19 protein-coding genes are annotated in these 17573 nt (G+C 72.1%); 11 read left to right on the forward strand and 8 right to left on the reverse strand.

Going from position 1 to position 17573, the window contains the following annotated elements:
* The coding region (locus AC1DP1_RS21600) for a Mur ligase family protein (protein ID WP_477508579.1) at positions 1-1509 on the forward strand (1509 nt) is incomplete at its 5' end.
* Entirely contained in the window at positions 1506-2153 is a 648-nt protein-coding gene (locus AC1DP1_RS21605; RefSeq protein WP_477508580.1) for a class I SAM-dependent methyltransferase, read from the forward strand. The genes AC1DP1_RS21600 and AC1DP1_RS21605, both read left to right, overlap by 4 nt.
* A gap of 13 nt (positions 2154-2166) precedes the next feature.
* Here AC1DP1_RS21605 and AC1DP1_RS21610 read toward each other — a convergent pair whose 3' ends face one another.
* The 3 genes from AC1DP1_RS21610 to AC1DP1_RS21620 all read right to left on the reverse strand — a co-directional run bounded on the left by AC1DP1_RS21610 (position 2167) and on the right by AC1DP1_RS21620 (position 6372).
* Entirely contained in the window at positions 2167-2532 is a 366-nt protein-coding gene (locus AC1DP1_RS21610) for a cupin domain-containing protein (protein WP_191197179.1), read from the reverse strand.
* Positions 2529-5315: a cyanophycin synthetase gene (gene cphA / locus AC1DP1_RS21615; protein ID WP_477508581.1), complete on the reverse strand. Its 2787-nt coding sequence runs from the start codon at positions 5313-5315 to the stop codon at positions 2529-2531. Before cphA ends, AC1DP1_RS21610 begins: the two co-directional genes overlap by 4 nt.
* Positions 5316-5391: 76 nt before the next feature.
* Positions 5392-6372: a cyanophycinase gene (locus AC1DP1_RS21620; RefSeq protein WP_477508582.1), complete on the reverse strand. Its 981-nt coding sequence runs from the start codon at positions 6370-6372 to the stop codon at positions 5392-5394.
* Between the two features lie 33 nt (positions 6373-6405).
* On the opposite strand from AC1DP1_RS21620, the gene AC1DP1_RS21625 reads away from it, so the two are divergent.
* Together AC1DP1_RS21625 and AC1DP1_RS21630 are read left to right on the forward strand one after the other, a co-directional pair.
* Positions 6406-6951: a SixA phosphatase family protein gene (locus tag AC1DP1_RS21625; protein ID WP_477508583.1), complete on the forward strand. Its 546-nt coding sequence runs from the start codon at positions 6406-6408 to the stop codon at positions 6949-6951.
* A complete protein-coding gene (locus AC1DP1_RS21630; RefSeq protein ID WP_477508584.1) occupies positions 6948-7733 on the forward strand; it encodes a putative protein N(5)-glutamine methyltransferase in 786 nt (261 codons plus the stop codon). The genes AC1DP1_RS21625 and AC1DP1_RS21630 overlap by 4 nt, the downstream gene beginning before the upstream one ends.
* On the opposite strand, the gene serB is transcribed toward AC1DP1_RS21630, so the two are convergent.
* Positions 7723-8940 carry a phosphoserine phosphatase SerB gene (serB, locus tag AC1DP1_RS21635; protein ID WP_477508585.1) on the reverse strand — a complete coding sequence of 406 codons (1218 nt, stop codon included), beginning with the start codon at positions 8938-8940 and terminating at the stop codon, positions 7723-7725. The genes AC1DP1_RS21630 and serB overlap by 11 nt on opposite strands.
* 166 nt (positions 8941-9106) lie before the next feature.
* Here serB and AC1DP1_RS21640 point away from each other — a divergent pair, with 166 nt between their 5' ends.
* Both AC1DP1_RS21640 and AC1DP1_RS21645 read left to right on the forward strand, forming a co-directional pair.
* Positions 9107-9535 carry a DUF805 domain-containing protein gene (locus AC1DP1_RS21640; RefSeq protein ID WP_477508586.1) on the forward strand — a complete coding sequence of 143 codons (429 nt, stop codon included), beginning with the start codon at positions 9107-9109 and terminating at the stop codon, positions 9533-9535.
* A 31-nt stretch (positions 9536-9566) separates the two neighbouring features.
* Positions 9567-9923 carry a VOC family protein gene (locus tag AC1DP1_RS21645; protein WP_477508587.1) on the forward strand — a complete coding sequence of 119 codons (357 nt, stop codon included), beginning with the start codon at positions 9567-9569 and terminating at the stop codon, positions 9921-9923.
* A 15-nt stretch (positions 9924-9938) separates the two neighbouring features.
* Here AC1DP1_RS21645 and AC1DP1_RS21650 read toward each other — a convergent pair whose 3' ends face one another.
* Positions 9939-10649 (reverse strand): hypothetical protein, encoded by a 711-nt coding sequence (locus AC1DP1_RS21650; protein ID WP_477508588.1) that lies wholly within the window; start codon positions 10647-10649, stop codon positions 9939-9941.
* A gap of 78 nt (positions 10650-10727) precedes the next feature.
* Here AC1DP1_RS21650 and AC1DP1_RS21655 point away from each other — a divergent pair, with 78 nt between their 5' ends.
* From AC1DP1_RS21655 to AC1DP1_RS21670, 4 genes are all read left to right on the forward strand, one after another.
* The gene (locus AC1DP1_RS21655) at positions 10728-11534 is read left to right on the forward strand and encodes an ABC transporter ATP-binding protein (protein ID WP_477508589.1); all 807 of its coding nucleotides are present in this window, start codon (positions 10728-10730) and stop codon (positions 11532-11534) included.
* A 29-nt stretch (positions 11535-11563) separates the two neighbouring features.
* Positions 11564-12025 (forward strand): NfeD family protein, encoded by a 462-nt coding sequence (locus tag AC1DP1_RS21660; protein WP_477508590.1) that lies wholly within the window; start codon positions 11564-11566, stop codon positions 12023-12025.
* Between the two features lie 69 nt (positions 12026-12094).
* Positions 12095-13234, forward strand: coding sequence for an SPFH domain-containing protein (locus tag AC1DP1_RS21665; RefSeq protein ID WP_457192211.1), 1140 nt, complete (start codon positions 12095-12097; stop codon positions 13232-13234).
* Complete coding sequence (locus AC1DP1_RS21670) at positions 13231-13992, forward strand: sulfite exporter TauE/SafE family protein (protein ID WP_477508591.1); 762 nt, start codon at positions 13231-13233, stop codon at positions 13990-13992. The genes AC1DP1_RS21665 and AC1DP1_RS21670 overlap by 4 nt, the downstream gene beginning before the upstream one ends.
* Before the next feature lie 150 nt (positions 13993-14142).
* Here AC1DP1_RS21670 and AC1DP1_RS21675 read toward each other — a convergent pair whose 3' ends face one another.
* Together AC1DP1_RS21675 and AC1DP1_RS21680 are read right to left on the reverse strand one after the other, a co-directional pair.
* A complete protein-coding gene (locus AC1DP1_RS21675; RefSeq protein ID WP_477508592.1) occupies positions 14143-14367 on the reverse strand; it encodes a hypothetical protein in 225 nt (74 codons plus the stop codon).
* Positions 14364-15371, reverse strand: a complete 1008-nt coding sequence (locus tag AC1DP1_RS21680; RefSeq protein WP_477508593.1) for an alpha/beta hydrolase — start codon at positions 15369-15371, stop codon at positions 14364-14366. The genes AC1DP1_RS21675 and AC1DP1_RS21680 overlap by 4 nt, the downstream gene beginning before the upstream one ends.
* A 76-nt stretch (positions 15372-15447) precedes the next feature.
* On the opposite strand from AC1DP1_RS21680, the gene AC1DP1_RS21685 reads away from it, so the two are divergent.
* The gene (locus AC1DP1_RS21685; RefSeq protein ID WP_477508594.1) at positions 15448-16599 is read left to right on the forward strand and encodes a PP2C family protein-serine/threonine phosphatase; all 1152 of its coding nucleotides are present in this window, start codon (positions 15448-15450) and stop codon (positions 16597-16599) included.
* Positions 16600-16602: 3 nt separating this feature from the next.
* Here AC1DP1_RS21685 and AC1DP1_RS21690 read toward each other — a convergent pair whose 3' ends face one another.
* Positions 16603-17571 (reverse strand): ABC transporter ATP-binding protein, encoded by a 969-nt coding sequence (locus AC1DP1_RS21690; protein ID WP_457192197.1) that lies wholly within the window; start codon positions 17569-17571, stop codon positions 16603-16605.
* Between the last annotated feature and the right edge of the window lie 2 nt (positions 17572-17573).

The following is a 17573-nucleotide window of genomic DNA, read 5'->3' on the forward strand; positions in this document are numbered from 1 at the left end:
GCCCTGCGGGCGGTCGAGCGGCTGGTCCGCGCCATTGCGGCGGAGGCGGGCACCCGTCGCCTCGCCGTCCGCGTGCGCCCCACCAGCAATCCCGATGTGGTCATCGTGGCCTTCCCGTGGCGCAACCGCGGCCGGGCGGAGGCGCTCGGCCAGGCCGTCGCCCACGCGCTCGACGCGCTGCCGACGCCCGACGTCGAGGAAGCCGTCAGCGCCGCCGCGGCCGAGGTCGCCGCCGCGCCCCGTGGCGACCGGCCCGGCACCATCACGCCGATCATCCCGGTGGTGGCGGTGACCGGCACCAACGGCAAGACCACGACCAGCCGGATGATCGCGCACATCGCGCGCACCAGCGGACTGGTCGTCGGGTGGTCCAACACCGACGGCATCTACCGCGACGGCGTGCTCGTCGAGGCGGGCGACTACTCCGGGCCCTCCGGCGCCGGCCGGGCGCTCGGGCTCGACGGCGTGCAGTTCGCGGTGACCGAGACCGCCCGCGGCGGCATCCTGCTCAAGGGCATCGGCATCAGTCGCAACGACGTGTCGGTCGTGACCAACGTGACCGCCGACCACCTCGGCCTCCAGGGCATCGACACGGTCGACCAGCTCGCCGAGGTGAAGTCCGTGGTGCCGCGGATCACCCGCAAGGACGGCTGGTCGGTGCTCAACGGCGACGACCCCCGGGTGCTGGCGATGCGCAGCGTGATCTCGGCGCACCCGTGGATCTTCAGCCGCGACCCCGACTCGCCGGCGGTGCGGGAGGTGCTGACCGACGGCGGCCGGGCCACGACCGTGATCGACGGGTGGATCACCGTGCTGGCGCCGGGAGCCGATCCGGACCCGCTCGTCGAGCTCGTCGACGTGCCGATGACGTTGGCAGGGCTGTCCCGCTTCAACATCGAGAACGCCCTCGCTGCTGCGTCCGCCGCCCTCGCGATCGGTCTCGCGCGCGACGCCGTGGTCAGGGGGCTGACGTCGTTCCTCCCCGACGCGGAGCACAACCCCGGCCGGATGAACTTCTTCTCGCTCCCCGCCGGCGACGGCCAGAGCGTGTCGGTCGTCATGGACCTCGCGCACAACGAGGCCGGCCTCGAGGCGCTGCTGGAGATCATGTCGGGCGTACGACGTCCCGGTGCCCGCCTGCTGCTCGGCCTCGGCGCCGTCGGTGACCGCACCGACGAGCTGATCGACGCGCTCGGTGAGATCGGCGCCAAGGGCAGCGACGTCGTGGCGATCGGCCACAAGGAGTGGTACCTCCGCGGCCGCACCATGGACGAGATCGACGCACTGCTCCGCGCCGGCGCTGCTCGGGTGGGCGTCACCGACATCGACACCTACACCACCGAGGTCGCCTGCCTCGCCGCGCTGGTCGAGCGCGCCGAGCCCGGCGACGTCGTCGGCCTCATGTGCCACGCCGAGCGGCAGGAGGCGTACGACTGGATCGCCGAGCACGGAGGCACGCCCGACAGCCCCGAGGTCCTCTCGCAGAAGGTGCGGGCGGCGCAGGGGTGACCGACGGCTGGGCGCAGGTGTACGACGCCCTCGCACCGACGTACGACGAGATGACCACTGGGAACGGCTGGTCGGCCAACCAACGGGCCCGGGACCTGCTCGTCCCGCTCGGCCTGGCGCCGGCGCGGGTCCTGGACCTGGGCGCCGGGACCGGGCAGACGGCGGTGGTGCTGCGCGAGCTGTTCCCCGCTGCCGCCCTGACGCTCGTCGACCCCTCGCCCCGGATGCTGGCGCTGGCCCGTGGCAAGGTGCCGGACGCCGAGGTGGTGGCTGCGGACGCCGAGTCGTTCCTCCGCGCCTGCGACGGCGCGTGGGACCTCGTCACGGCGATCGGCTTCCTCGAGCTGCTGCCCGACCTGTTCGAGGTCCTGCGGCAGTCCGCCGCGCGACTGGCGCCCGGCGCCCACCTGGTCGTGAGCCACGAGCCGCTGCTGGACGACGGGTCCGTGCAGGCCACCCCGGTCAGCGTGGTGGGCGGCCACCACCAGGTCCGGCGCCACCCGAGCGACGAGGTCGAGCGCCGCGCGGCGTCGTACGGCCTCCAGCGCGTCGCCTCGGACGTCGGCGTCGCCTTCGAGCGCAGCGACGACGGTCCCGCGATCTACGAGATCGTCGTCTGGCGCGCCCCGTCGCGCGGGGAGTAGTCGGCAGCCGAGGTCAGGTGTCGCCCGGGTCCACCTGCTCGCCGGGCGCACCGATGTCGAGGTCGCCCTCGACGATCAGCGCCGACACGCCGCCCGCCGACCGGGTCTCGTGCAGCTCTCCGGGTTCCCAGACGGCTGCCTGGCCGGCGCCGAGCCGATGCACGACGCCCTCCGCGCCCGCCACCTCGGCCTCGCCCACGAGCACGACGAGCAGCTGGCGGCCGACGGCCGGGTGCCGCCCGATGACGCCGCCGGGTGCGAGCGCGACCGACACGAGGTGGGCGTCGGCGCTCAGGCCGAAGGCGCCGACGGAGAAGCCGCGGCTGCCGTGCGCCTCGATCGGACGGTGCGGGAGGTCCGTCAGGTCGAGGATCCTCACGCGCCGCCCGCCACCTGGTCGGCCGGAGGCGTGTAGTCGGGGTCGGCGGAGGGCGCGTCGGGGTTGGTGGTCGAGCCGGCCTGGGCCACGTCGGACCAGTTCTCCAGCTCGGCCATCACCTCGGCGTGCTTGTCGACGCACACCACGACGAGGTCGCCGCGGTTGGCGCGGCTCATCGCGTGGCGCACGGCCTCGATCTCCTCGAGCACGAGCTCGGCCTGCTTGCAACGCGCGCCCTCATCCATCGCGGCGCGTACGCCGTCCAGGACGAGCTGGGCGGTCGCCCCGCGCTCGCGGCCGCGGAGCGCCACGTCCTCGCGCACGATGCACACGTCGAAGTGCTGGGCGGCGATGTGGCCGAGCTCGACCATGTCCTGGTCACGCCGGTCACCCGCGGTGGCGATGATGCCGATGCGCGACGGTCGGGCCAGGTCGTGCGACGACTCGAGCGAGTCACCGACGCGGTCCACGAAGTCGCCGAGCATCTTCATGCCGGGAGCGTTGTGGCAGTAGTCGACGATGACGTTGACGCCGTTGACGTCGACCTCGTTGAGTCGGCCGGGGGAGAGGTAGTAGTTGGTCGAGAAGGTCCGCAGGCCCTGGCGGATGTCGTGCAGCGGGGCCCCGGCGGCGAAGGCGGCCGCCGCAGCCGCGAGCGAGTTCTGGACGTTCATCCGCGCGCGGCCGTTGAAGGTCGCGGGGAGCAGGTGGGTCCACGCCAGCTGCATCTCGCGCCGGCCGTGCTGGACCACCATCATCTCGCCACGCTCCGTGGGGTTGAGCACGATGGCCTTGCCTCCACGGCGGCAGTGGGCGTCGATCATGTCGCGCACCTCGCTGCCGGGCTCCTCCATCGAGAACCAGACGACCTGCCCCGAGCACTTGCGCCGCATCTCGCGCACCAGCGGGTCGTCGGCGTTGAGCACGGCGTGGCCGTCGCGCGGCACCGCCTCGACGATGACCGCCTTCACGTCGGCGAGCTGCTCGACGGTGTCGATGCCGCGCAGGCCGAGGTGGTCGGGCTGGACGTTGAGCACCACGGCGACGTCGTTGCGCTCGTAGCCGAGTCCCTCGCGCAGGATGCCGCCACGGGCGACCTCGAACACGGCGAAGTCGACGCGCGGGTTCTGCAGCACCATCCGTGCCGACCGCGGGCCGGAGGCGTCGGCACGGATCACCAGCCGTTCGTCGATCACGACGCCGTCGGTGGAGGTCATGCCGACCTTGCGTCCGAGGCCCTTGAAGATGTGGGCGATCATCCGGCTCGTGGTCGTCTTGCCGTTGGTGCCGGTGACGGCCACGATCGGGATGCGCGAGGTGGCACCCGGCGGGAACAGCATGTCGACCACCGGCTTGGCGATGAACTGCGGCTCACCGATCGTCGGGTGGGTGTGCATCCGGAAGCCCGGGGCCGCGTTGACCTCGCAGATCGCGCCGCCCGCCTCGCGGACCGGCTCGGTGATGTCGGGGCAGATGAAGTCGATGCCCGCGATGTCGAGGCCGACCATCCGGGCGGCCTCCTCCGCGATCTCGACGTTCTCCGGGTGCGCCTCGAAGGTGCGGTCGATCGAGATGCCACCGGTGGACATGTTGCCGGTGAGGGCGAGCTTGACCATCTCGCCCTCGGCCGGCACCGAGTCCAGCGAGTGGCCCTGGTCGGCCAGCACCTCGATGGCGGCGTCGTCGATCTTGATGCGGGTGAGGACCTTCTCGTGRCCCACCCCGCGGCGCGGGTCGGCGTTGGTCAGGTCGACCAGCGCCTGCACGGTCGACGTGCCGTCGCCGGTCACGGACGCGGGCACGCGCTCGGCGATCGCGACCATCCGGCCGTCGATGATCAGGCAGCGGTAGTCCTTGCCGGTCACGAACGACTCGACGATGACGTTGCCACGGCGTGACTGGCCCTCGGCGATCGGGAACGCGGCGCGTACGTCGGCCTCGTCCTGCAGGTCGAGGCACACCCCGCGGCCGTGGTTGCCGTCGAGCGGCTTGAGCACGACCGGGTAGCCGATGCGTCGGGCCGCGGCCACCGCGCCCTCCTCGCTGCGCACCGACTCCTGCTTGGGCACCGGCAGGCCGGCGGCGCCGAGCAGCTTGGTCGTCAGGTCCTTGTCGGAGGCGATGTCGACGGCGATCGACGACGTCTCCGAGGTCATGGTGGCGCGGATCCGCTTGGCGTGGACACCCTGGCCGAGCTGGACGAGGGAGTACTGGTTGAGCCGGATCCACGGGATGTCGCGGGACACCGCCTCGTCGACGATCGCCTGCGTCGACGGGCCGAACGCGGTGCGCTCGGCACGACGGATGAAGTCGTCGCGCTCGGTCTCCCAGTCGAAGTCGGGGTCGCCCTCGACGAGGTGGTTGACCAGTCGGACGGCGAGACGCCCGGCGGTGAGGCCGACGTTCTCGTCGATGTAGCCGTAGATGATGTTGTAGCGACCCGGCTGCCCCTTGACCTGCCGGGTCTTGCCGCGGCGGATGTCGTGGCCGACGAGCTGCTGGAGGGCCAGGGCGACGTGCTCGGCGACGTGGCCCAGCCAGGTGCCCTCGTTGAGGCGCTCGAGGAAGCCGCCGCGGCGGCCGCGCGAGCACGAGTGCTCGCGGAGGCCGGGCAGCATCGCGACCAGGTCGTCGGTGAACCCGGGGATGGTGTTGGTGGGGAACTGCTCGAGCGAGCCCAGGTCGACCACGAGGTGGATCGACTTGTCGTAGGACCAGACGTTGGCGCCGCGGTAGACGCGGGTCTCGACGATCTCCAGGTCCGGCGTGGGTCGTTCACTCATGCACGTACTCGCTTCGCTCCGTGCGCGCATGAGGCACCAATCGCACTGTGCTGACTGACTCGCTCGCTTCGCTCGCTCATGCATCTTCTCCTTGGTCGGGCGCGGGGGTCTGGGGGGCCGGGCCGCGGCGCAGCTTGAGGCGTCGGCGGATCGCGGCGGGGGTCGCGTCGGCAGCGGCGATGTCGCGGACCAGCTGGCGCAGGTCGCGTCCGGCCTCGGCGAGCTCTTCTGCGTCCTCGGGCTGGATGGACGGCTCCTGCGGCACGAGCTCGCGGGTGGTCAGGTTGAAGACGGTGCCGGCCGGCAGGGTGTGGAACACGACCCCGCTGGCCAGCAGAGGCGAGGACCGGGTGGCCTCGTAGGCGTTGGAGACCATGCGCGACCCGTCGAAGATGGTCACCGCGCCCTTGCCCAGCACCCGCATGACCGTGTCGCCCTCGACGTCCTCGACCAGGCCGCAGGTGTCCTCGTCGACGCCGATGCCGAGCAGCTGGGGGCTCTGGGCCACGATCATCAGCAGCCGGCCGTAGCGGTTGCGCTGGTCGAAGTGCTGGTCGATGACGGCCATGTCGACGAGGCCGAGGCCCGCCGCCACCTGCGTCATCCGCTGCTTGGGCGTGGCCCCGCCGACGCCGAAGGCGACCATGTGCGACGACTGGATGCTCGCGCCTGCCGACGTGCCCGCGACGACCGCACCGCGCTCGTGGGCCCGCAGGATCGCGTCACCGACCGGCGTGCCGCACACGATGGACGACAGCTTGAGCTGGTTGCCGCCGGTCATGAAGATCCCGGTGGCCTCGTCGAGCGCCTTGGCCAGCACCGGGTCGTGGGCCTGGTCGCGGGACTCCGGGCGTACGGCGTCCACGCTGGCCGCGCCGAACTTCGTGAAGAGCGCGTCGTAGACGTCCACCACCTCGCGTCCCAGCGAGGAGGCGGTCGGGATGACGGCGATGCGGGCGTCCTTGCCGCCGCTCAGCGTGACGAAGTGCTTGAGGATGGTGGGCTTGCGCACCTTGTCCTCGGCGCCCCCGATGATCATGAGTGGTCCCCTGGGCATGACACGCAGGCTAGCGGCTGGAAGGGTGAGGGAATGCAGGAGTATGTGGGGAAGGCGTCGGACGCGGGTTCGCGCCGACTGGTCGTCATGCGTCACGCCAAGGCCGAGCACAGTGCGAGCACCGATCACGTGCGTGCGCTGGCCGAGCGTGGGTTGGGCGACGCGGAGGCGGTCGGCCGCTGGATGCGCGACCACGGTGTCGAGCCCGATGCCGCGCTGGTCTCCGACGCGCTCCGCACGCAGCAGACGTGGCAGCAGGTCGCGGCCGGCGCCGGCTGGGACGAGGGCATCGTCGTCTTCTCCGAGGCCCTCTACGCCGCCGGCACCGACTCGGCCTTCGACCTGCTGCGCGAGGTCGGTGGCGACGTACGGACCCTGGTCGTCATCGGCCACAACCCGACGATGGGATCGCTGGCCGAGCTCGTCGACGACGGTGAGGGCGACAGCGAGGCGACGACCGCCATGCTGACGCGTGGCTTCCCGACCTCGGCCGTCGCGGTCTTCACCGTCGAGGGCGAGTGGGCCGACCTCGGTCCCGGCACGGCGCGGCTCGCCGCCTTCCACGTCGGGGCTGCGTGAGCGATCCTCACGTCGTAGCGCGGCTCCGCGCCGCCGGCTGCGTGTGGGCCGAGGACGAGGCTGCGCTGCTCGCCGCGGCTGCGGCGTCGCCCGACGAGCTCGAGAGCCTCGTCGTACGTCGGGTCGCGGGCGAGCCCCTGGAGACGGTGCTCGGCTGGGCGGAGTTCCTGGGCCGCCGGCTGGTGGTAGGCCCCGGCGTCTTCGTGCCCCGGCGCCGCACCGAGCTCCTGGCGAGGACGGCCCTCGAGCACACCCGCGCAGTCCCGGTGGGCCGCGGACGACCCGTCGTGGTCGAGATGTGCTGCGGCGTGGCGCCCGTGGCCGCGAGCCTCGAGGACGCGCACGCCGAGGTGCACGCGTCCGACGTGAGCGCGACGGCCCTCGGGTGCGCCAGGGCCAACGCGCCGTCTGCGTCGCTCCACCTCGGCGACCTGTACGACGCGCTGCCGACCGGCCTCCTCGGCCGCGTCGACGTGCTGGCCGCCAACGCGCCCTACGTCCCCAGCGACCGGGTGGCCGACATGCCGCCGGAGGCTCGCGACCACGAGCCGCGGGTGGCGCTCGACGGTGGCGCCGACGGCGTCGACCTGCACCGTCGGCTCGCGGCCGACGCCGCCAGCTGGCTGGCGCCCGGGGGAGTGCTGCTCGTCGAGACCAGCCCCGGACAGGCGGGACTCACGACCGGCGCGATGGAGGCGGCGGGGCTCGCGACGCGGGTCGAGACCGACACCGAGGTCGGTGGGTGCGTCGCGGTCGGCGTACGCCCCGACGTCAGCCGATGAGCGGCGGCGCGGGTGTCGTGATGCCCACCGCCGCGTCGGCCTCCTCGATCTGCTCCCGCGAGATGCCGAGCAGGTAGAGGATCGCGTCGAGGTAGGGGACGTTGACCGCCGTGTCGGCGGCGTCGCGGACCATCGGCTTGGCGTTGTAGGCGATGCCGAGCCCGGCGGCGTTGAGCATGTCGAGGTCGTTGGCGCCGTCACCTATGGCGATCACCGCGTCGAGGGGTACGCCGACCTCGCCGGCGAACTCGCGCAGCGCGGCTGCCTTGCCCGCCCGGTCGACGACGTCGCCGACGATGCGACCGGTGAGGCGGCCGTCGACGACCTCGAGCTCGTTGGCGCGCGCGAAGTGGATGCCGAGGTCGGCGGCGAGGCGGTCGGTGATCTGGGTGAAGCCACCGGAGACGATCGCGAAGCGGTAGCCGAGGCGGCGCAGCGTGCGCACCATCGTGCGGGCGCCGGGCGCGAGCACGATCGACTGGTAGACCTCGTCGAGGGCGGACTCCGGGACGCCCGCGAGCAGCGCGACCCGCTCACGCAGGGATGCCTCGAAGTCGAGCTCGCCGCGCATCGCGGCCTCGGTCACGCGGGCGACCTCGACCTCCTGGCCGGCGTGGGCGGCGAGCATCTCGATGACCTCGCCCTGGATGAGGGTGGAGTCGACGTCCATCACGATGAGCCGGATGCCGCGGCGGTGGAGGGAGTCGCGCTGCACGGCCAGGTCGATGCCCTGCTTGACGGCCTCGACCGAGAGGAGCGGGCGCAGGGTCTCGGCCGGCGCGCCGGAGACGTGCAGCTCGATGGCGGTGACGGGATAGCGCGCCATCCGCTCGATCTTGTCGATGTTGGCGCCCGAGTCGGCGATCCGGCCCGCGATCGCGGACATCGCCGAGGCCTTGAGCGGGTTGCCGATGATCGTGATGTGCGATCGCTCGCCGCGCCGGCTGCGGTTGTCGCCCGCACCGCGGTCCACCTCGACGCTCATGTCGAGGTCGGCGGCGGTGCGCTCGATGGTGTCGCGCAGCTTCTTCCAGTCCCGCGGCGCGGTGACCAGGATGCCCAGCACGAGCCGACGTCGGAGCACGATCTGCTCGATGTCGACGACCTCGACGCCGGCTGCGGCGAGCGCGGCGAAGATCGCTGAGGTGACGCCAGGCCGGTCCTTGCCCGTGAGGGTGACCAGGAGAGTCTTCGGCTCGTCTTCCATCGTGCGTCGAAGGCTAGTCGCGGTGCGGCGCGGACCGCTGCCGGGTCCGCGCATCGGGCAGTGCCTCGACGTGGTGCTGGCGGGCAGCGGCCCGGTCCCCTACGTTGTTGTTGCAGGCGGTCCCGGCCTCGGCGCCGCTGGACAACCGGGGGTTTCCATGGACTTCATGACGGCAGTGCGCACGTGCTTGTCCAAGTACGTCGACTTCTCGGGCCGCGCGCGGCGCTCCGAGTACTGGTACTTCGCGCTGTTCTCGTTCCTGGTCAGCCTCGCGGCCAGCATCGTCGACGCCGTGATCGGCACCGACTACGACGGGGCCACCAGCGGTGGCCTGATCCAGACCGTGGTCGGCCTGGCGTTCTTCCTGCCCAGCCTCGCCGTGGCCGTGCGCCGGCTGCACGACACCGACCGCAGCGGCTGGTGGATCCTCATCGGCCTCATCCCGATCATCGGCTGGATCCTGCTCCTCGTGTGGTTCTGCACCGACTCCAAGGCCGACAACCAGTACGGGCCCGACCCCAAGACGGGACCGACCGGCCACCCCGGCGACTACCCGCCGCCCCCGGCCTACGGCAGCGGCCAGTACGGCGGCTGACGTTGTCGGTGGCTGGTCCTAGCGTCGGGGCATGAGCCGAACCCACCACACCATCGACTACATCGAGATCAACGTCTCCGACATGGCCGCGGCGCGCGAGTTCTACGCGCAGGCGTTCGGCTGGGCGTTCAACGACTACGGTCCCACCTACTCCGGCATCCGGGCCGCGTCCGGCGACGGTGAGGTGGGCGGTCTCAACGGCACCGGGACTCCAGGCCCGGGCGGTCCCCTCGTCCTGCTGTTCTCCGACGACCTCGACGCCACGGTGCTCGCGGTCGGAGCGGCCGGCGGCGCCGTCACGACCGGCCCCTCCGAGTTCCCCGGCGGGCGCCGGTTCGAGTTCAGCGACCCGAGCGGCAACGTGCTGGGCGTCTGGGCGACGACCTAGCCGCCCGAGGACCACTCAGCGGTCGGGCCACACCTCGGGCGAGCAGGCGGCCACGATCGCACGCCGGGCAGCGCGGCCGAGCGGCTGCAGGAGGTCGCGACGCCGGTCCACCTCGTACGACGACAGCGCGCCGCCGTCGTCGACGAGGGCCAGGTCGACGATCGCCCACGCCTGCAGGCCGCGCGCGGCGAGGTCGACGCACCGCGGCGGGGTGCCGAGCGGGGCGTCGAGGGAGGGGCGGTGGTGCAGGTTCATCAGGGCGTCGGCTGCCTCGGGCCGCCACCTCGCCACGTCGAGGTCGGCCAGGTCACCCGCCGCGTCGACGAGCGCGCCGCGCAGGGTGCGGTCGGCCTCGCCGACGTCCGGCAGCTGCCGGCGTGACGCCTCCAGGGGCTGCCACTGCACGGTCTCGCCCTGTTCCTCGGGCACCAGGCCCAGGTCGCCCACCACGACTGCCTGTCCGGCCTCGAGCGCGGCGCCGTTGAAGTCGCGCGGGCCGCCCAGGCCCAGCGGGTCGCCGTCGACTGGCAGTGCCAGTCCGGCGTACGTCGCACCGGTGCCCCGCGCGCGCACCAGCAGGTCGAGCGTCGAGCCGCCCGCCAGCAGGTGGGTGTCGTCGGCCAGCGCGTCGAGCACGTGGTCGGTCTGCTCGTGTCCGCGCAGCCACGCGGTCAGCCACCAGGCGAGGTTCGCCGAGTGGGGGAGGGCCAGGTGGGTGCGCGACATCGCGGGCGAGGCTACTCGCCGTCCTGCACCGTCGTGTCCGGGGCCGAGGCGTGGTCGGTGCTGGATAGGGTGACGCGCATGGTCGCCGTCATCGAGTTCGCAGGGGTCACGGTGCGCCGGGGCCAGTCGCTGCTGCTCGACGACGTCAGCTGGCTGGTCGAGGAGGACGAGCGCTGGGTGGTCCTCGGGCCCAACGGCGCCGGCAAGACGACGCTGCTCCAGGTCGCCGCCGCGCAGATGCACCCGACCTCGGGGGTGGCCGGGATCCTCGACGAGGTCCTCGGCACGACCGATGTCTTCGAGCTGCGCCCGCGCATCGGCCTCACCAGCGCCGCGCTCGCCGACCGGATCCCGCGCTCCGAGCTGGTCAAGGACGTCGTCGTCTCCGCGTCCTACGGCGTCCTGGGCCGCTGGCGCGAGGAGTACGCCGACCTCGACCACGACCGGGCCGCCGCCCTGCTCGCGGAGGTCGGGGTCGAGCACCTGGCCGAGCGCACCTTCGGCACCCTGAGCGAGGGCGAGCGCAAGCGGGTGCAGGTCGCCCGGGCGCTCATGACCGACCCCGAGCTGCTGCTGCTCGACGAGCCGGCCGCCGGCCTCGACCTCGGCGGGCGCGAGGACCTGGTGGCGACGCTGTCCCAGGTGGCCCTCGACCCCGACTCTCCGGCGACCGTGCTGGTCTCGCACCACGTCGAGGAGATCCCGCCCGGCTTCACCCACGCCCTTCTGCTGCGCGAGGGCCGGGTCGTGGACTCCGGGCCGGTCGAGGACGTCGTCACCGCCGAGTCGCTGTCGGAGACCTTCGCGATGCCGCTGCTGCTGAGCCGCTCGGACGACCGGTTCGCGGCGCGCCGACGCCCCGCCGAGCGCGTCGCTCCCGCCTGACCTCACGCCCCACTGGATAGGGTCGGACCATGGACTGGATCCGCGACCACCTCTGGGAGACCTGGCTCGGTCTCTCGATCGTGCTCGGCGTGGCGGAGATGTTCAGCCTCGACCTGATCCTCGCGATGCTCGCCGCGGGAGCGGTGATCGGGATGGTCGCCGCCATCATCGGCCTGCCGGTCGTCGTGCAGATCCTCGCCGCACTGGCCGCGTCGATCGCCATGCTGGCCTTCGTCCGTCCGGCCTTCGTCAAGCGGCTCCACAGCGGCCCCGAGCTCTCGCTCGGCCACGGCAAGCTGGTCGGCACCCGCGCGCTCGTCACCCAGGAGATCACCGGCCTGGCGCCGGGCCGGATCAAGGCCGCGGGGGAGATCTGGTCGGCACTGCCCTACGACGAGCACCTGACGATCGAGCCGGGCGCGACCGTCGAGATCTTCCAGATCAAGGGCGCGACCGCCTACGTCCACCCGGTGGGCACGCTCGAGCCCTGACCCGGCGTCCTGCGCCGCCTCACGACCGCTCACCGCCAGCCACTGCACCACACAAGATCGGGGGAACCCATGGGGACTGCTCTACTGGTCCTGCTCCTGCTCGTCGTCCTGTTCGTCGTCGTCATGCTCGCCAAGACGGTCCGCATCGTGCCCCAGGCACGCGCGGGCATCGTCGAGCGCTTCGGCAAGTACAAGGGGACGCTGCCGGCAGGACTCAACATCGTCATACCGTTCATCGACAGGTTGCGCTACCTCATCGACCTGCGCGAGCAGGTCGTGAGCTTCCCGCCGCAGCCGGTGATCACGGAGGACAACCTGGTGGTGTCGATCGACACCGTCATCTACTTCCAGGTGACCGACCCGGTGACCGCGACCTACGAGATCGCGAACTACATCCAGGCTGTCGAGCAGCTCACCATGACCACCCTGCGCAACATCGTGGGTGGCATGGACCTCGAGCAGACGCTGACCTCGCGTGACGAGATCAACACCGGCCTGCGTGGCGTGCTCGACGAGGCCACGGGCAAGTGGGGCATCCGGGTGAACCGCGTGGAGATCAAGGGCATCGACCCGCCGCCGTCCATCAAGGACGCGATGGAGAAGCAGATGCGCGCGGATCGTGACAAGCGAGCCCTCATCCTCACGGCCGAGGGCCAGCGCCAGTCGGCGATCCTCACCGCGGAGGGAAACAAGCAGTCGGCGATCCTCAACGCCGAGGGTGACCGCGAATCGCTGATCCTGCGTGCCCAGGCCGACCGCGAGGCGCAGATCCTGCGTGCCCAGGGTGAGGGACAGGCCATCCAGACGGTGTTCCAGGCCATCCACGACGGCCAGCCCGACCAGTCGCTGCTGGCCTACCAGTACCTCCAGATGATGCCGAAGATCGCCGAGGGCAGCGCCAACAAGGTGTGGGTCATCCCCTCCGAGATCACCAAGGCGATGGAGGGCCTCGGCTCGTCGATCCACGAGATCGCCGGGATCCCGAAGGACGCCACGCCGCGCACGCGGGTGGACATGGGCCCGGCCGAGCCCCAGCTGCCGGGCTCGTCGGCCGACCTGGAGATGCGGAGGACCAACGAGGCCGTGCAGGAGGCGATCGCCGCTGCCGAGAGTGCCGCCAACCCGGGCCGCGCCGCACGGTCGACCGCTCCGGGCGCGACCGCCCCGGGCGCCGACCCCGCTGAGCCGGGAGCACCCGCCGGCCAGTGAGTCCGACCGAAGCGGTGCTGATCGCCCTCGCAGGAGTGGCGGCCGGCACCATCAACACCGTGGTGGGGTCGGGGACGTTGATCACGTTCCCGACCCTCCTCGCGTTCGGCGTACCCCCGGTGACCGCCAACGTCAGCAACACCGTCGGGCTCGTCCCGGGCAGCATGTCCGGCGTCTTCGGCTACCGCCGCGAGCTCGCCGGGCAGAGGGCCCGCGTGCTCCGGCTGGGGGCGGCGTCGCTGGTCGGCGGCGTCGCCGGCGCACTTCTGCTGCTCTGGCTGCCGTCGTCCGCGTTCGACGCGATCGTCCCCGCGCTCATCGCACTCGGCGTGGTGCTGGTCCTCCTCGGCCCGCGGATCCAGCGCTCCGTCGCGGCTCGCGCCGAGTCGCGGGGCGGCATCCCCGACCACGGCGTGTGGTGGGTGTGGCCGGCGGTCGCAGCCGCTGGCGTCTACGGCGGCTACTTCGGCGCCGCCCAGGGCGTGCTGCTGATGGCGATCCTCGGCATCGGGGTCGCCGACTCGATGCAGCGGCACACCGCCACCAAGAACGTCCTCGCCCTCATCGTCAACGCCGTCGCCGCGCTGGTCTTCATCGCCGTCGCCGACATCGACTGGACCGTCGCCGGCCTGATCGCGGTCGGCTCGGTCATCGGCGGTCAGATCGGTGCCACCGTCGGGCGGCGCCTGCCACCCGTCCTGCTCCGCGCCGTCATCGCCACGGTCGGGGTCGTCGCGCTCGTCGTGCTGCTCACCTGACCGTGTGAGTGAGACGACCTGGCGCTCAGGCGCCAAGGGAGTCCCTCCGCCTCAACCACCGGCGGCACGAGCACTGACTTCCACTTCGCTCGTACAGAGACGAAGTCCCGTCACGGCCCGATGCGTGGCGACGGCTCATGACCAGAGGCGCTATGCGTTCCAGGAGCCGCCGCTGGCCCGTCGCTTCCACCGACGCACGAGCTGCATGATGCCCCGGGCGAGGCCGCCTTCAGCAAGGCCTCCGCCGGCGGCGCCGGCGCCCATCGCCAGCGACTCCCGTCCCAGCGCCTGACTGTCGCGGATCGCCCGCATCGGTGCGTCGGCGTCGGGGACCGGGTTGGGCTCACCGGGCAAGCGCTCGGGCTGCTGGGTCACGACCGGCCCTGGTCGCGGTGACGGCCCGTCGCCCGCTCCGATGCCTTCTCCACCCACGCCTCGAGCCACGTGCCGAGGACGTCGTACGCCTGGGCGCGCACGGCGGGTCGGGAGAGGACGACGTCGTGGATCGCGCCCTCGACGGCGACCGACGTGACGTGGGTGCCGACCGACGATGCCCAGCGGCGGATCTGCTCGACGTCGAGCACGATGTCGTGCGTCGCGGCGGTCTCCTCGGTCTGCTCGCCGAACCACGACCGCGCGGAGGACAGCACGAGGGTGGGGGAGTCGATGTGGAGCCCCGCGTGCAGCAGCGCGTGGCCACGTCGTACGGCGCGCAGCCACCCGACGTAGATCGGACGGGAGTCCAGCGGCTTCCAGGCGAGGTCGTAGTCCCACTCGCCGGCGTGCTCGTGGTGCAGCGAGCGGCCGTAGACGTTGCTGATCCGGCGTGGGATCTCCTGCATCGGCCGGCTGGTGCCGAGCCGCTCGATCGCCAGCCGCGTCGCGGGGCTGCGCAGCCACGCGGCACCCTGCATGTCGAACCAGGGGGAGTTGAGCACCATCGCCGTAAGCTGGGACGGTCGCCGCTCCTTCGCCCACAGCGGGACCGTCAGGCCGCCGGTCGAGTGGCCAGAGGCGATGACGTCGCGGTGCCCGTCGCGCTGGGTGATCCGCCACCACGCCAGGTCGATCTCCGCGAAGTACTCGCCCAGGTCGGCGACGTAGTGCGGCGTCTGGTGCTCGCGCAGCGACCGGCCGTACTTGCGGAGGTCGAGGGCGTAGAACGCGTAGCCCCGGTCGGCCCACCACCGGGCGTACTCGGTGTGGAAGAAGTAGTCGGCGAACCCGTGCACGTGCAGCACGGCACGCCCGTTGGGGCGCTCGGGGGCCAGCGTCACGAGCGTCGCGACGACGGGGCCCTCGGGGTCGGGCGGGAGGGAGATCGTCTCCACCCGGAAGTCAGGTCCGAGGATGTCGGCCTGCAGCGGGACCAGAGGCATGTGACGAGCCTATCCACCGTCGCTGACTTTCCCGGTTCCACCTCGGCGAAGGTCTGTCGAGCCCTAACATTTGGCCGTGTCGAGTGCCGTGGGGTCTGTGCTTCGCGGCATCACGTCGTACGTCCAGCAGCGCGTCGAGGGCTGGCGCACCGGTTCGCGCGGCAGCCAGTCGTTCCTCCTGCTGGTCTTCGTCGCCCTCGTCGGCGCGGCGGTGGGCATCGGCGAGCTGGCCCAGGTCGTCGTCCCGGTGTCGCTGTGGTTCCTCGTCCTCATGCTCGGCCTCATGCTGCTGCGGTTCGTGCCGCTGCTCATGCTGACCGTGGTGCTGGGGGCCGCCGCCTTCTGGACGTCGGTCCAGACCGGCTTCACCACCCCGAGCCGCGAGGCGGCACTGACCACCCTCGCCGTCGGCGTGCTGCTCGCGATCTACCAGTCGAGCCGCCAGCGGTCCGGCCTGCCGATGGCGCTGAGCGAGGCGGTGCTGACCCAGCTCCGTGACCGGCTGCAGCGCCAGGGCGTGGTCCCGCCGCTGCCCAACGGCTGGCGCTCCGAGTCAGCGACGATCACGGCCAACGGCCCCAGCTACGCCGGCGACTTCCTCGTCGCCGACCTGCGCGAGGGGCGGTGGCTGGAGATGGCGCTCGTCGACGTGTGCGGCAAGGGCACCTCCGTCGGCCCGCAGGCGTTGCAGTTCGCCGGGGCGCTCGGCGGCCTGATCGGCGCCCTGCCTCCGGCCGAGCTGATGGCGGCGGCCAACCACTTCCTGCTGCGCCAGGAGTCCGACGAGTCGCTGGCGACGGCGGTGCACCTCAAGATCGACCTGGTCACCGGCGACTACACGATCACCAGCGCCGGGCACCCGCCGGCGCTGCACTGGCACCTGGCCCAGCGCGGATGGTCCATCGACAACGCGCGGGGCATGGCGCTCGGCGTGATCGACGACGCCGAGTTCACCCCGAGCCGCGGACGGCTGCGCCCCGGTGAGGCGCTGATGTTCTACACCGACGGTGTCATCGAGTCCGCGGACCGCGACCTCGACGCGGGCATCGACTGGCTGCGGCACGCCGCCCTCCAGGCCGTCGAGACCCGCGGCTTCACCGGCATGCCGAAGCGCGTGCTCAAGAAGGTGCCTCGCGGGGACGACGACCGTGCCCTGCTCGTGCTCGAGCGGCAGCCGCTCACGTCGCCCGAGCTGGACTCGGAGCGGGCCCGCAGCCTCGGTGTCTGAGGCTCAGGCGCCCCGCGAGTAGAGCTCGCGGATGACGTCCTCGATGTCGGGCTCCTGGATGGACAGGTCCGCGACGTCGTACGACGCTGCGACGGCCGCCACGACCGGCGCGGCGCTCGCCTCGGTCGGGAACGACAGCCACTGCCGCGGTCCCTCGACCCGGCGCACCACCGCACCGGGCACCTCGATGGGCGGTGCCTCGTCCACCAGGTCCACCACCAGGGTGCGGGTCGAGCCGCCCTGCTCGTGCAGCCCGGCCAGCGGGCCGTCGAAGACCGACGTGCCGTGGTCGATCACGATCACCCGGTCGCACAGCGCCTCGATGTCCTGCAGGTCGTGGGTGGTGAGGACGAGGGTGGTGCCGCGCTCGTCGTTGAGCGCCCGGAGGAACTCGCGCAGGCGACCCTTGCTCACCACGTCCAGGCCGATCGTCGGCTCGTCGAGGTAGAGCACCTCGGGATCGTGCAGCAGCGCCGCGGTGATGTCGCCGCGCATCCGCTGGCCGAGGCTGAGCTGGCGCACGGGGGTGTCGAGCTGGCCGCCGAGGTCGAGCAGGTCGACGAACCGGTCGAGGTTGTCGCGGTAGCGCGCCGGCGGGATGCGGTACATCTTTTGGAGCAGGGCGAACGAGTCGCGCAGCGGGAGGTCCCACCACAGCGTGGACCGCTGGCCGAAGACCACCCCGATGCGACGCGCGAGCTCGACGCGGTCGCGGCTCGGGTCCAGACCGGCCACCCGCACCTGCCCACCTGTCGGCACGAGGATCCCGGTCAGCATCTTGATCGTGGTCGACTTCCCGGCACCGTTCGGCCCGATGTAGCCGACCATCTCGCCGGCATCGACGGAGAACGTCAGGTCGTGCACGGCCAGCACGGAGTCGCGCACCCGGCGGCGGCGCCCCTCGACCCGGCGGCGTACGTCGAAGGTGCGCTCGAGGTCGCGCACGTCGATGAGTGGCTCGGTGACGGACATGG

Source organism: Nocardioides sp. P4_G10 (assembly GCF_056401175.1).